12 protein-coding genes and 1 riboswitch are annotated in these 13,082 nt (G+C 71.2%); of the genes, 6 read left to right on the plus strand and 6 right to left on the minus strand.

Annotated elements, in window-relative coordinates; genetic code table 11:
- Nucleotides 1–96: 96 nt before the first annotated feature.
- Nucleotides 97–393, minus strand: a complete 297-nt coding sequence (locus tag ACZ4IF_RS20890) for a hypothetical protein (RefSeq protein ID WP_467564827.1) — start codon at nucleotides 391–393, stop codon at nucleotides 97–99.
- Nucleotides 394–564: 171 nt separating this feature from the next.
- On the opposite strand from ACZ4IF_RS20890, the gene ACZ4IF_RS20895 reads away from it, so the two are divergent.
- Together ACZ4IF_RS20895 and ACZ4IF_RS20900 are read left to right on the plus strand one after the other, a co-directional pair.
- Nucleotides 565–930 carry a nuclear transport factor 2 family protein gene (locus ACZ4IF_RS20895; protein ID WP_028804205.1) on the plus strand — a complete coding sequence of 122 codons (366 nt, stop codon included), beginning with the start codon at nucleotides 565–567 and terminating at the stop codon, nucleotides 928–930.
- Between the two features lie 342 nt (nucleotides 931–1,272).
- A riboswitch (ZMP/ZTP riboswitch) is annotated at nucleotides 1,273–1,359 on the plus strand.
- 24 nt (nucleotides 1,360–1,383) lie between these two features.
- Nucleotides 1,384–2,232: a bifunctional 5,10-methylenetetrahydrofolate dehydrogenase/5,10-methenyltetrahydrofolate cyclohydrolase gene (locus tag ACZ4IF_RS20900; protein ID WP_467564830.1), complete on the plus strand. Its 849-nt coding sequence runs from the start codon at nucleotides 1,384–1,386 to the stop codon at nucleotides 2,230–2,232.
- A 9-nt stretch (nucleotides 2,233–2,241) separates the two neighbouring features.
- Here ACZ4IF_RS20900 and ACZ4IF_RS20905 read toward each other — a convergent pair whose 3' ends face one another.
- Nucleotides 2,242–3,267: a CU044_5270 family protein gene (locus ACZ4IF_RS20905; RefSeq protein ID WP_467564832.1), complete on the minus strand. Its 1,026-nt coding sequence runs from the start codon at nucleotides 3,265–3,267 to the stop codon at nucleotides 2,242–2,244.
- Complete coding sequence (locus ACZ4IF_RS20910; RefSeq protein ID WP_467564834.1) at nucleotides 3,260–3,826, minus strand: RNA polymerase sigma factor; 567 nt, start codon at nucleotides 3,824–3,826, stop codon at nucleotides 3,260–3,262. The genes ACZ4IF_RS20905 and ACZ4IF_RS20910 overlap by 8 nt, the downstream gene beginning before the upstream one ends.
- A 105-nt stretch (nucleotides 3,827–3,931) precedes the next feature.
- Here ACZ4IF_RS20910 and ctaD point away from each other — a divergent pair, with 105 nt between their 5' ends.
- Together ctaD and ACZ4IF_RS20920 are read left to right on the plus strand one after the other, a co-directional pair.
- Nucleotides 3,932–5,617, plus strand: a complete 1,686-nt coding sequence (ctaD, locus tag ACZ4IF_RS20915; protein ID WP_467564836.1) for an aa3-type cytochrome oxidase subunit I — start codon at nucleotides 3,932–3,934, stop codon at nucleotides 5,615–5,617.
- Nucleotides 5,618–5,622: 5 nt separating this feature from the next.
- Nucleotides 5,623–5,973 (plus strand): hypothetical protein, encoded by a 351-nt coding sequence (locus tag ACZ4IF_RS20920; RefSeq protein WP_467565320.1) that lies wholly within the window; start codon nucleotides 5,623–5,625, stop codon nucleotides 5,971–5,973.
- Here ACZ4IF_RS20920 and ACZ4IF_RS20925 read toward each other — a convergent pair.
- Complete coding sequence (locus tag ACZ4IF_RS20925; protein WP_467564838.1) at nucleotides 5,970–6,974, minus strand: polyprenyl synthetase family protein; 1,005 nt, start codon at nucleotides 6,972–6,974, stop codon at nucleotides 5,970–5,972. The two genes, ACZ4IF_RS20920 and ACZ4IF_RS20925, sit on opposite strands and share 4 nt — an antisense overlap.
- Nucleotides 6,975–7,275: 301 nt before the next feature.
- On the opposite strand from ACZ4IF_RS20925, the gene ACZ4IF_RS20930 reads away from it, so the two are divergent.
- Nucleotides 7,276–8,508: a glycosyltransferase gene (locus ACZ4IF_RS20930; RefSeq protein ID WP_467565322.1), complete on the plus strand. Its 1,233-nt coding sequence runs from the start codon at nucleotides 7,276–7,278 to the stop codon at nucleotides 8,506–8,508.
- A 91-nt stretch (nucleotides 8,509–8,599) separates the two neighbouring features.
- On the opposite strand, the gene ACZ4IF_RS20935 is transcribed toward ACZ4IF_RS20930, so the two are convergent.
- The gene (locus ACZ4IF_RS20935) at nucleotides 8,600–9,265 is read right to left on the minus strand and encodes a TetR/AcrR family transcriptional regulator (RefSeq protein ID WP_467564840.1); all 666 of its coding nucleotides are present in this window, start codon (nucleotides 9,263–9,265) and stop codon (nucleotides 8,600–8,602) included.
- Between the two features lie 239 nt (nucleotides 9,266–9,504).
- Here ACZ4IF_RS20935 and ACZ4IF_RS20940 point away from each other — a divergent pair, with 239 nt between their 5' ends.
- A complete protein-coding gene (locus ACZ4IF_RS20940; protein ID WP_467564842.1) occupies nucleotides 9,505–10,770 on the plus strand; it encodes a YncE family protein in 1,266 nt (421 codons plus the stop codon).
- Nucleotides 10,771–10,833: 63 nt separating this feature from the next.
- Here ACZ4IF_RS20940 and ACZ4IF_RS20945 read toward each other — a convergent pair whose 3' ends face one another.
- Nucleotides 10,834–12,816 carry a GTP-binding protein gene (locus tag ACZ4IF_RS20945; RefSeq protein ID WP_467564844.1) on the minus strand — a complete coding sequence of 661 codons (1,983 nt, stop codon included), beginning with the start codon at nucleotides 12,814–12,816 and terminating at the stop codon, nucleotides 10,834–10,836.
- Nucleotides 12,817–13,082: the final 266 nt, after the last annotated feature.

Genomic DNA, 13,082 nt, shown 5'->3' on the forward strand with positions numbered 1-13,082 from the left:
GACAGGACCAGCTACAAGGCCACCATCAGCATCGACATCCTGACCACCCGCACCCCTTGACGCCCAACGCCCAACGCTAACTACACGGCATTGGGACTAGCCCTCGACGGCCGGAACGACACCCATGACGGGCGCGGCGAGGTCGGTCACCTGGTGCAGCTGGTTCAGGTCGTTCAGCCGGTTGAGGCCCGCGAGCTGGCGGGACGGCAGCGGCATGGAGGCCTGCTGCTCGGCAGGGATGGAGCTCAGGGCGAGGGAGTCGAGTTCGGCGACGGGGTTCAGCTTCCCCGCGTCCGCGGCCTCGGAGCCCGCCGCGCTCGCCATCGGCGCGGCGAGTCCGGTGACTCCGACGGCGAGACCAATGGCGGCGACCATACGTCGTGTTGAGATCATGCTTTCTGCAACGGCGCCGGTCCCCCCGCGGACACGGCCGTCGCGCTCCGCTCACCCGAGAGGCTCATCGGAGCGGCTGCGCTTGCCGAGGACCGTGCGGCGGAGGAGTCTCGGAGATGAGGCCCTTCGCGACCCGCTCCTCGACGGGCCGCGGCCTTCAAGGAGGTCATCATGGGCACCTCGCTAGGCCCCGCCTTCGACACCGAAGCGCTGCGCCGAGCCATTGAAGGACACAGTGCGACGGATCTGCTGTCGCTCTACGCCGACGACGCCGAACTGCGCATCGTCGACCGCAACACCCAGCCCAGCCACCCGATGGTGAAACACGGTCGCGGCGAGATCGCCGAGATGCTCGACGACGTCTACAGCCGGGACATGACCCACAAGCTGGAGCAGTGCGTGGTCCAGGGCGACCACGTCGCCTTCTCCGAGTCCTGCGAGTACGCGGACGGCGTGAAGGTGCTGAGCACGTCGATGATGTCGCTGCGTGACGGCAAGATCGTCGACCAGACGCTGCTCCAGGCATGGGACGAGTAGAAAGGCACTGGCCGAAGGTCCAGATCACCTCGCGTCTGACCTGGACCTTCTCGGCGCGTGTGGGGATGGGCCGATCGCGCCCGCGCCCCCCTCGACTGCCGCGACCCGTCTCCGCGGCAGGTCTGCGACTGTCCGCCTCGCTGCTGGGCTCGGCGCTACGCGCGGCCCGGTCCCGTGCTCGTCCTCCGGCACCGCGCTCCGTTCGAAGGCTGCCCCTCCGGCGCCGGTGAGCCGCACCCGTCCCGGCGCCGGCCGCCCGCGTCGTGGGTACGGGTGACGCGGCCCGCCTCCTCCAGCGGGCCGAACCGGCCGCGGGCAGGTCACCCGCGGGAGCTACCCTGGTCGGCGGGCCGTGACTGGCGCTGAGGTGGAGTACCACCGGGGAGCGGCCTGACGAACGGGTCTTTGCCGCGCGCCTGGGCGATCGTCAGCAGCGCTCAGGAGGAGCAGCTCATGTCCCAGGCCCAGCTCATGGACGGCACGGCTCTCGCGCGCCGGATCGTCGAGGACACCGCGAAGCGCGCCGCCGACCTGAAGGACCGCACGGGTGCGGCCCCGTGTCTGGCGACGGTGCTCGTCGGTGAGGACCCCGCCTCGGTCACCTACGTGCGCATGAAGCAGAACCGCTGCCGCAAGGCGGGGATCGAGTCCCGGCACGTCGCCCTGCCGGCCGCCACGACGACCGCCGAACTGGTCGGCACGCTCCGCGTGCTCTCCGAGGATCCCACCGTGCACGGCATCCTGCTCCAGCACCCCGTCGGACCGCACATCGACGAGCGGGCGGCGTTCGAGGCCATCGACCCGCGCAAGGACGTCGACGGCGTGACGCTGAGCTCGTACTCGGCGATGAGCTTCGGCCTGCCCGGCTTCGTGTCCTGCACACCCGGCGGCATCATGCGGCTCCTCGACGAGTACGGCGTCGACCCGGCGGGCAAGCGGGCGGTCGTGGTGGGCCGCAGCGCGATCCTGGGCAAGCCGGTCGGCATGCTCCTCCTCGGACGGGACGCCACGGTGACGTACTGCCACTCACGCACGAAGGACCTGTCGTCGGTCGTGCGCGAGGCGGACATCGTGGTGGCCGCGGTGGGCCGGCCCCGGCTGATCCGCGGCGAGGACGTCAAGCCGGGTGCCGTCGTGATCGACGCGGGGTACAACCCGGGCAACGTGGGCGACGTCGACTTCGACACGGCCGTCACGCGGGCCGGGCTGATCACGCCCGTGCCGGGCGGCGTCGGCCCGATGACCATCGCGATCCTGCTGGAGCAGACCGTGGCGGCGGCCGAACGCCGGCCGGGCGTCTGAGCGGCACGGTCAGCGCATCCACGCGCGGTAGGAGAGCACGTCCCCGGCCTTCACCCCGAACTCGGGATCGTCCCGGGTGACGGTCTCCTCCAGACCGAGGACGGCACCCGTGGCCGGGTCGAGCACCAGCATCCGCCGGACGGAGTGCGCCCGGTCGTCGTACACGTACGCCTGTCCCCCGCGGCCCAGCCGGTCGGTGACCGCACCGGCCGGGCGCAGGCCCTGCGCGTCGGCGAGGATCCGGACCAGCGCGGCGTTCTCCCGGGTGCCGAGCGTCCAGTTGTCCAGCAGTCCGGCGACGGCGTCGAGGAGTCCGGGGGTGTCCAGGGAGCCGGTGCGGTCGATCTCGTCCAGGTAGGCGCGCAGCCGTACGGCGTCGTGCGGCGGCCGGGCGACGGGCGGGGCGTCGCTCCAACTCGGCGGATAGGTCCGCCTGCTGAGGACGTGCCCGTCCTCGACGGTGCGGGGCACGGGATCGGCGTCCGTGACGACCGGCCTTCCCGGACGGCGCGGGTCGGTGGCCACGACGAGTTCCGTGTGGCTGCCGTCGGCCTTCCAGCGGACGAGGCGCTCCTCGGGCAGGGTGACGGGCGGCCGGGCGCCGGGGCCGGACGTCATGGCGAGGCTCCATGCCTGGAGATGGGTGCCCTGGACCAGCCGGAGGGTGTCGCCGGCGGCCGCGGCGCGGCCGGCGATCCGGTCGAGCGGCACGGGGGCGGAGCCGGCGTCGACGACCAGCGGGCGCGGTGCGGCCACGGCGGGCGCGGTGGCCGAGCCCGAGAGCATGAGGGTGAGGGCGAGGACGACCGCGCAGGCCGCCGCCAGGGAGCCGAGGCCCCAGGTCCAGCGGCGCAGGTGCCGGGGGCGCGGCCGGCGTTCGCCGCCGTGCGGGAGGCGGTCGAGCCCGCGGTCGCCGCCGTGCAGGAGCAGGTCGAGCCGGTGTTCGGCGTACTGGTCGAGCGGGCGGTCGCCGAAGCGGGGGTCGGCGGACGGGACCGGGTCGGCGCGGCGCAGGAGTTCGAGTTCGTCAGCCATGGCCGGGCTCCTTCGGGATGTCGCGGCGGGGCGTTGCGGTGCCGGTGGCCACGGGGGTGATCTGCAGACGGTCGATCTCGGCTCTGAGCCGGCGGCGGGCACGGTGCAGGCGCATCGCGGCGGCGCGGCTGCCGCAGCCGAGGACGACGGCGACCTCGTCGACGGCGAGTTCCTCCCAGGCGGTGAGGCGCAGTACTTCCTGGTCGGCCGGGGAGAGCCGGGCCAGCGCCTCGTGCACCCAGTCGCCCGGCGTGTCGGAGCCGGGGCCGGCCACCACCTGTGCGCCGTGCGCGCTCTCGTCGTTGCCGAGCCGGTCGAGCAGCCTGCGGCGGCGTCCGTATCCGCGTACCGCGTTGGCCAGGCAGCGGCGTGCCACCCCGTACAGCCAGGGGAGAGGAGAGGGCGGCAGGTCGGACCGGCGCCGCCAGGCGACGGTGAAGACCTCCGCCACCACCTCCTCGACATCACTGCCACGGCCGTCCAGTCGCCTCGCCACGTAGCGGGTGACCGCCCAGTAGTGCTCGCGATAGGCAGCGGCGAAGGTCTCGTCGTTGCTCATGATCCGTCTGTGTCCGGCAGGTGGGCGGGTGTCACACCCTTCGGTGTGACGCTCGTCGCGTCGTCCCATTGTGACGGTGCGGCGAGGCCCGGACACAGGCGGGGCATGGAGAGCAACACGGTGACGGCGCCGCCCGCATCCGCAGGCCCGCGCGCACGGCGTCCGGGACGGGCCGCGGTGAAGTGGCTGACGTCCACGGACCACAAGACGATCGGCACGCTGTATCTGGTGACGTCGTTCGCGCTGTTCTGCGTCGGTGGTGTCATGGCGCTGCTGATGCGCGCCGAACTGGCCCGGCCCGGTCTGCAGATCATGTCGAACGAGCAGTTCAACCAGGCGTTCACGATGCACGGCACGATCATGCTGCTGATGTTCGCGACGCCGCTGTTCGCCGGCTTCGCGAACTGGATCATGCCGCTGCAGATCGGCGCGCCCGACGTGGCGTTCCCGCGGCTGAACATGTTCGCGTACTGGCTGTACCTCTTCGGCTCGACGATCGCGGTGGGCGGTTTCCTCACCCCGCAGGGCGCGGCGGACTTCGGCTGGTTCGCCTACTCCCCGCTGTCGGACGCGGTCCGCTCGCCGGGTATCGGCGCCGACATGTGGATCATGGGTCTGGCGTTGTCCGGTTTCGGCACCATCCTCGGCGCGGTCAACTTCATCACCACCATCATCTGCATGCGCGCTCCGGGCATGACGATGTTCCGCATGCCGATCTTCGTGTGGAACGTGCTGCTGACCGGTGTGCTGGTGCTGCTGGCGTTCCCCGTCCTCGCGGCGGCCCTGTTCGCGCTGGAGGCGGACCGTGCATTCGGTGCGCATGTCTTCGACGCGGCGAACGGGGGCGCGCTGCTGTGGCAACACCTCTTCTGGTTCTTCGGCCATCCAGAGGTGTACATCATCGCGCTGCCGTTCTTCGGGATCATCTCCGAGGTCGTCCCGGTCTTCTCGCGCAAGCCGATGTTCGGTTACATGGGCCTGATCGGCGCGACCATCGCGATCGCCGGTCTGTCCGTGACGGTGTGGGCCCACCACATGTACGTCACAGGTGGTGTATTGCTCCCGTTCTTCTCCTTCATGACGTTCCTCATCGCCGTTCCGACGGGTGTGAAGTTCTTCAACTGGATCGGAACGATGTGGCAGGGCTCCCTGTCCTTCGAGACACCGATGCTCTGGGCGACCGGTTTCCTCGTCACGTTCGTCTTCGGGGGTCTGACCGGCGTGATGCTCGCCTCGCCGCCGATGGACTTCCCCCTGTCCGACTCGTATTTCGTGGTGGCGCACTTCCACTACGTGATCTTCGGGACGGTCGTCTTCGCGATGTTCTCCGGCTTCCACTTCTGGTGGCCGAAGATGACCGGCAAGATGCTCGACGAGCGCCTCGGGAAAATCACCTTCTGGACGCTGTTCGCCGGCTTCCACGGCACGTTCCTGGTGCAGCACTGGCTGGGTGCCAATGGCATGCAGCGCCGGATCCCCGACTACCTGGCGGTGGAAGGGCTCACGGCACTGAACACGGTGTCGACCCTCTCGTCCTTCCTCCTCGGACTCTCGTTCCTGCCGTTCTTCTACAACGTCTGGAAGACCGCCAGGTACGGCAAGCCGGTCGGCGTCGACGACCCGTGGGGCTACGGCCGCTCTCTGGAGTGGGCGACGTCCTGCCCGCCGCCGCGGCACAACTTCCTCACCCTGCCGCGGATCCGCTCCGAATCCCCGGCCTTCGACCTGCACCATCCCGGCATCGCGGTGGCGGACCTGCCTCTGCCGTCCGCCGGAAGGGAACTCCCGTGACCGCCATGGACGACCGGCCGCTCGACGTGTCGCCGCTGATACGTGAGCTCGAAGGCCATCTGCTCGTCGAGGCCGCCCGTGCCGAGGGGCGCGCGGAGGCGGAGCGTTTCGCCCGGTCACTGCCCTGGCTGTCGGACACCCAGCGCGCGGAGGTGCAGGAGCGCTACGCGGCGGAGCACCTGGTCCTCGCCCGGCGTTCCTGGCAGCACGTCGCGCGACGCGGTGGCGAGCTGCGGGCCGAGTACGAGGACAGGTACCGCCGACTGCGGCGGCGCTGGTGCGCCGGTGTCCTGATCTGCACGGCCCTCGCCCTGATGTCGCCGGCCGTCCTGCTGCTGACGAGGGCGAGGGGTTAGAGCGCCATCGCGGTCTCCGTGACGGCACGCGGCTCGAGACGCATGACGGACGACCGGTCCACGAGGTCGCGCAGGACGGGCACGAAGGCCTGGTCGCCGCCGAGTTCGTCCAGAATGCGGTGGGCCCGGTGGCGGAACTCGTCGATGTCCCGCGCGAAGCGACGCAGCACGGCGGGCGCGAGCAGCACGTGGGTCAGTTCCGACCGGGCCTGCGGCGAGTTCCGCGCGGCGGTGTGCAACGCGAGGACGCGGGCGGTGGAATGCGGGACGGTCTCTTCCAGCGCGCAGGCGAGCAGATAGGTCACGGTGCCGTTCAGGAGGTCCTCGTCGCGACCGGACAGGATGTCCTCCTGGTCGTTGAAGATCTGCCAGAGGATCCCGAACACGTCGCCGAATTCGCGCCACAGCTCCACACGCGGCTTCGCGGCGCCGGCCAGCTCCGCGGCCATGGTGGTGATCATGCTGTACGGGGCGCCGGACTTCCCCAGGTACACGGCGGCCACCGACGCGCGGGTGGCGGTGGCCGCGTCTCCGTGGAGGTCTCTCAACTGGCCCTCGGTCGCGCCGATCCAGCACCGCACGACCTCGGCCGACAGGGCGCCGCGCACCTGCTCCGGGATCCGTTCCGACTGGACGACCAGCAGGGGCAGGGGCGTTCCGCCGATCACGGTGGCGAGCAGCGCGTCGCTCTCGTCGAGGTCGCCGACGGCGAAGGTTCCCTGACCGTCGGCGAGGTCGTCGAGGCAGCAGGCCGAGGTCCACCACAGGTCATGGACGACGGCCAGCGGAAGGGCCGGTTCCAGCGCGCCGGTCTCGGCGGCGTGGACGATCAGCGGCAGCACCGACAGGGGGTACTTGAAGGTGCGGTGCCGCAGGAGCGCGGCCACGACGGCCCGGACGGACGGGGCGGACGGGCCGAGCAGCCCGAGCGCGGCCTCCCGCTCCCCCTCGATCTCCGCGGCCATCTGCCGATGCACATCCACGTACGACACCGCAGTCACGCAAGCCACCCCACCACTCTGTTCAATCGAGGACCGATTCGATCACCCGGTTCACAGGGGAGCTAGAGCGATTTTGCGCCATGGCCGAATCAATTCATCATGCGATGGGCCGACCGGTCCGGCCGGCGGGCCGCACCGAGGCCCTCCCGTTCGGCGTGCGTCGCGCCGGGACAGCGGCGCGCCGGGGCACGGCGGGGGGCGCACGGTGCCGCGGAGGGCGGGAAACACCGCATCGCGGCCGGAAGGTGAGGGTCCATCGGTCTCGGACCCCGCCATACTGGCCGTCGTGCGAGTAGCGATCATGACCGCGGGGTCGCGGGGCGACGTGGCGCCCTACACCGGCCTCGGGCACGGACTGGCGCGCGCCGGACACGAGGTCACCTTGGTGACGCACGGGTGCTTCGAGTATCTGGTGGCCGGCTCGGGCGTGGGCTTCCACGCCCTGCCCGTCGATCCCCGCGCCGAACTGGAATCCACCCGCGGACGGGGGCTGCACCGCAGCGCCACGGGGGCCGGAAAGCTGATCCGGCTCGTCGGGATGGCGCGGGCGCTGGTCGGGCGGATGGCCGACGACCTCGTCGAGGCGGCCCACGCCGGCGACGTGCTCCTGCTGTCCGGTTCGCTGGCTCCGCTCGGGCACACCGTCGCCGAGGGGCTGTCTCTGCCGAGCATGGGTGTCTATCTCCAGCCGCTGGCCCCGACCGGGGACTTCGCGCCTCCCGTGACCGGGGTCCGCTCGTGGGGTCCCGCGGTGAACCGGGCCGCGGGACACGGGGTGAACATGGCCGTGGAACGGGTCTTCGCCGAGACCGTGCGCACGCTGCGGGGGCGGCTCGGCCTGCCGCGCCTCGGGCCCGGTGCCGCGCGCCGCGCCCGCGAACGGCAGAGCTGGCCCGTGCACCACGGCTTCAGCCCGCACGTCGTGCGCCGCCCGCGCGACTGGCGGGCCGGGCTCGACGTCGCCGGGTACTGGTGGCCGTACGACGGCGCCGACGCGCAACTGCCCGCCGCTCTGGTGGATTTCCTTGACTCCGGCCCTCCCCCGGTCTTCGTTGGCCTCGGGAGCGCGACGGTGCCCGACCCCGGCCGGCTGAGCGCACAGGTCGTCCGCGCCCTGCGAGCGGCCGGGCTGCGCGGGGTGATCCAGCGGGGCTGGGGCGAACTGCACGCCGAGGGCGACGACATGTTCACCGTCGGAGAGGTCCCGCACTCACGGCTCTTCCCCCGGATGGCCGCGGTGGTGCATCACGCCGGGGCGGGCACGACGGCTGCCGGTCTGCGGGCCGGGGTCCCGGCGGTGCCCGTGCCGATCCAGTTCGACGAGGCGTTCTGGGCCACCCGGCTCGTCTCTCTCGGTGTGTCACCGGGCACCCTGCCACTGCGCGGTTTCAGCGCGGCACGGCTCACGGCGGCGCTGGTGCGGGCCACCGGCGATCCGTCGTACCGACGGCGCGCCACCGCGCTGGCCGCGCGCATCGGCGCGGAGGACGGGGTGGGGCCGGTCGCCGACGCGATCGGCCGGCTGACGGGCTGAACGCCGGGTGGGCGACGGTCCCACCTTCCTGGACCGGCGTCCCGGGAACGACGAGCCACGAGCAAACGGCCTCCGGCACGGAAGGGACCCCCTAGAGGGCTTCGGTCGGCGGCCAGCCCGCCGGACGCAGGATGGCGAGGAGTTGTCGGACCAGTTCCTCGACCACCTCGTCGAGCGTGGCGTCCACCCAGCCCGCGCGCCAGTCGTGGAGCAGGCCGTTGACGCTTCCGATGAAGGCGGTGGCGGCGATGCGGTAGTCCCGCGCGGCCGCCTCCCCGCGTGCCGCGGCGGTGGCGGCCTCCGCGCAGATGAAGTCCACCCAGCGGGCGCGGCGGGCCAGCCGCTGCTCCTCCAGCCGCGGGCTCACACCGATGATCTCGACGAAGGTGATGCGGATGCGGCGCGGGTCACCCGTCACGTTCGCCGCGTACGCGCGGAAGATCGCGGTGGCCCGCTCGGCGAGCGGCAGGTCCCCGGCGCCGGCCAGCGCGGCCAGCGCCGCTTCCTCCGCCCAGTCGTTGACCTGGAGGTGCAGGGCCGCCAGCACGTCCTCCAGCGTGTGGAACTCCTCGTAGAACTGGCGCGTGGACAGGCCCGCCGCCTCGCTCAGCGCGGCGACGGTGGTGGACCGGAAGCCGGGACTGTCACCGAACAGCTGAAGCGCGGCGTCCATGAAGCGGCGGCGCCGATCGGCCTGCCGCTCCGCGGCGGTCCTGCCCCCGTACCGGCCGGTCGGCTGTCTGAGCCTGCCCGTCATGCCCGCCTCCCCAGCCGCTCCGGCACTCACCGCTGCAGCGTCCCCGCTCTCCGGCGCCCAGGTGCGCCCCTGCGCCGACGCGTCGTTCACTCTTGACGATTTTGTCGTGTACGGACCCTTGTGGAGAGAGCCACCCCCTCCTTACTTTCCAGTAAGTCAACTCTGAACGCGGGCGTGTTCAGATTTTCCCTTGTCATGCCCAAGCCACCCGCACTCCCCACAACGACAAGGACCCACCCATGTCTGTCCTCAGACCCGGACACCTCTGTTCTCTGGCCGCCGCCCTCACACTCACCTTCACGCTCGGCGGCACGGCGACCGCCGCCGGCACGGACTCGGCGCAGGCGTCGGCAGCCGGCCTGCGTGAGGTGATGTTCGTCGGCAACAACTGGGACGGCACCGCCGACGTCATCCGCTCCACCGGCGACTTCGCGAAGATCGGCCGTGTCGACGTCATCCCGGACAAGGCCGAGCGGCTCGCGGCGATCAACGCCGACCCCATCAAGTGGATCTACTTCATGGCCATCCGCAACGGCGTCGGCGAGGGCCACGACCAGTTCGTCGACGACATGTACTCGACGCCCGACGGCAGGTCCGTGGTGGTCTCCCGCCCGAGCTTCGCCGACGTCGTCTCGATCGACCTGGCCAGCGGTCGGATCAACTGGCGTTTCCCCGTGTCCGGTTACCGCTCCGACCACATGGCCGTCTCCCCCGACGGCACGCGCGTGGCGGTCTCGGCGTCGACCGCGAACACCGTGCACGTCCTCGACATCACCACCGGCAGACAGCTCGGTTCCTTCGCCACCGGGGACAAGCCGCACGAGAACATCTTCACGCGCGACGGCAAGTACATCTGGAACATGGCCATCGGCGACGTCAACACCGCTCTCGACGACCCGTGGCTGGACTGGACGAAGGGCGACCGGCGGATCACCGTCGTCGACGCGACCACGTTCCGGCAGGTCAAGGTGATCGACATGCGCGAGCGGCTCGACGCGATCGGCCTCAAGGACTACTCGGACGCGGTCCGCCCCGCCGTCTTCTCGCCCGACGAGTCCAAGCTCTACTTCCAGGTGTCGTTCTTCAACGGCTTCCTGGAGTACGACGTCGCCTCCGACCGGATCACCCGGGTGAAGACCCTCCCGAAGAACCCCGCCACCAGCACCGACCGTACGACGTGGGTGAACGACTCCCGCCACCACGGCATCTCGATGAACCCCTCCGGCACCAAGCTGTGCGTCGCGGGCACGATGGACGACTACGCCACCGTCGTCGACCGCGACACCCTCCAGGAGGGCCCGCTCGTCACCGCGTCCAAGCCGTACTGGGCGACCGTCAGCGGCGACGGCAAGGACTGTGTCGTCTCCGAGAGCGGTGCCGATCAGGTCACCGCCATCGACTTCGCCACCGGACAGAAGAGGGTGTCGGTAGCGGTCGGCGACCACCCGCAGCGCGTGCGCCTCGGCCATGTGGAGGCGAACTGGACGGGACCGTCCGCCGGTTGACCGTTCCGCCGGCCCCGGTGCGGGGTACGGCCGTGCCCCGGGGCCGGCCGTGCCCCGCACCTCTCATCCACCGACCCGGCGCGTCAGGTTCAGCAGGTACTCCTTCCGGTCCAGCGGGTTGAGGTCGGTGCGCGGCCGGTCCGGGACCGCGCCGCGAGCGACGGGCGCGTAGTGGTCGAAGGCCGATTCCAGCTCGCCCTCGCCCCGGGTCAGCCCCGGCAGCTGCTGCTCCAGTCCATGCACCCGGGCGGCCGGGACGACGCCCTCCAGAACGCAGGCCACCCCGCGCACCTCCGTCGTCCGCGGCACGGCACGCCCGCTCGCCAACAGCGGCAGCACCGCCGCGAGCGTGTCCGCCGGGACCTCCAGGACGAACCGGTGCATCGGCTCGTACACCTGGCTGCCGGCCCGGCGCAGCGCGTTCATCACCACCAGCGGGGTCACCCCGCGGAAGTCGGCGCCCGTGCTGGACATGCTCTTGTCGAAGCCCTGGTGGGCGTGGCTCTGCCGGGGCGAGTACCCGCAGTGCGTCATGGTCACCGTGCAGTCGGTGACCTCCCAGCCGTGCAGTCCCTGCCCCAGCGTCTCGCGGACGGTGTCCTCGACCGCCTTGAAGAACGCGTAGGGCATGGCGCCGAGTTCGACCTCCAGCCCGAACGAGACGCCGGAACCGACCGGCGCGGCGTCGATGCGCAGTCCGACGGTCGCGAGGAACGGATTGGGGTCCTTCTTGTTGAACTCGACCGCCGTGCCCGAGCCCGCGGGCCGTTCGATGCACAGCGGCGTGGTCTCACGGAATGTGACGTCGAGACCGAACTCGTCGGCCAGCGTGGCCTGGACGACCTCTTTCTGCACCTCCCCGTAGAGCGACACGGAGACCTCCGACCGCACCTCGTCGTGCCGCACGTCGATCAGCGGGTCCTGTTCGGCCAGCTGGGTGAGGGCGAGATGCAGTGCGCCGCGGTCGGCCGGGCTCGCCGGGACGACGACGGTCTCCAGCGTCGGCGGCGAGAAGTGGTGTCCGGCCGCGGTCGTGCGCGGCACACCGATGGCGTCGCCGATCCGGATGCCGCCGAGCCCCCACAGTTTGCCGATCCGGCCGGCGGCCACGGCGTCCTCACGGACGGCGGTCCCGCGGTCGAAGACGCTGATGGCGGTGACCTTCGCCTCCTCGCCGCGGCCGATGGTCAGCCGGTCGCGGGTGCGCAGCGTCCCGGAGAACATCCGCGCGTACGCGATCTTCTCCCCGGCCGCTCCGCGTTCGACCTTGAAGACGGTTCCCGAGACCGGGCCCCCGCCGTCGGCTTCGGCGGCGGGCAGCAACTCCTTGATGCCGCCGATCAGTTCGCCGATTCCCGCGCCCGTCACGGCCGAGGCGAAGAACACCGGGTGGACCTGGGCCCGCCCGGTCTGCCGAACCAGATCGGCGCGCAACCGGCCGGCCGTGACGTCGCCCTCGACATAGGCCGCGAGCAGTTCGTCGTCGTGCCGCGCCAGCAGGTCGAGCAGCGGGGTGCGCAGCCGGTCGTCGCCGAAGGGGGTGAAGCGGGCCGCGCGCGTGCCCGGGGCGACGGCCTCGCCCATCGGGACGATCGCCGGTGAGAGCCGCTCGGTGATCTGCTCCAGGACGTGCGCGCACCGTGCGCCGCTCCGGTCGATCTTGTTCACGAGGATCAGCGTCGGGATGCGCAGCCGGCGCAGCGTCCTCATCAGGACGCGGGTCTGCGCCTGGACGCCCTCCACCGCCGAGACGACGAGGACGGCGCCGTCGAGGACGCCGAGCACCCGCTCCACCTCGGCGATGAAGTCCGGGTGACCGGGGGTGTCGATGAGATTGACGGTGACGTCGTCGATCGCGAAGGAGACGACGGCGGATCTGATGGTGATGCCGCGCTGTCGCTCCAGCGCGAGGGAATCGGTCTGGGTGCTGCCGTCGTCGACGCTGCCGATCTCGTCGATGACTCCGACCGAGTGCAGCAGCCGCTCGGTCAGGCTCGTCTTACCGGCGTCTACGTGCGCCAGAATTCCCAGGTTCAGCAAGTGCACCGGGTGTCATGTCCTTCGAAGTGGGAGTGGTTCCTTCCTGGGTGGACATGAACGGTGTGCGCATTGCTGCTCCTCGATCCTGTGGACGCGTCCCGAGCAGTGCAGCAGAGGACAGCGGGCGACGGCAACGGATTAACGCTCAACAAATGCCTGCCGCGGCACTCCCCCGACCCGGAACACGGTCCTAGAGTGACGCCCATCACGTCGGCGGCCGATGTCCGCTCGGGCGGCTGCCGCCCTGCACCCATTCCCTCGCACGGTTCCCT

Source organism: Streptomyces sp. NPDC025784 (assembly GCF_055558435.1).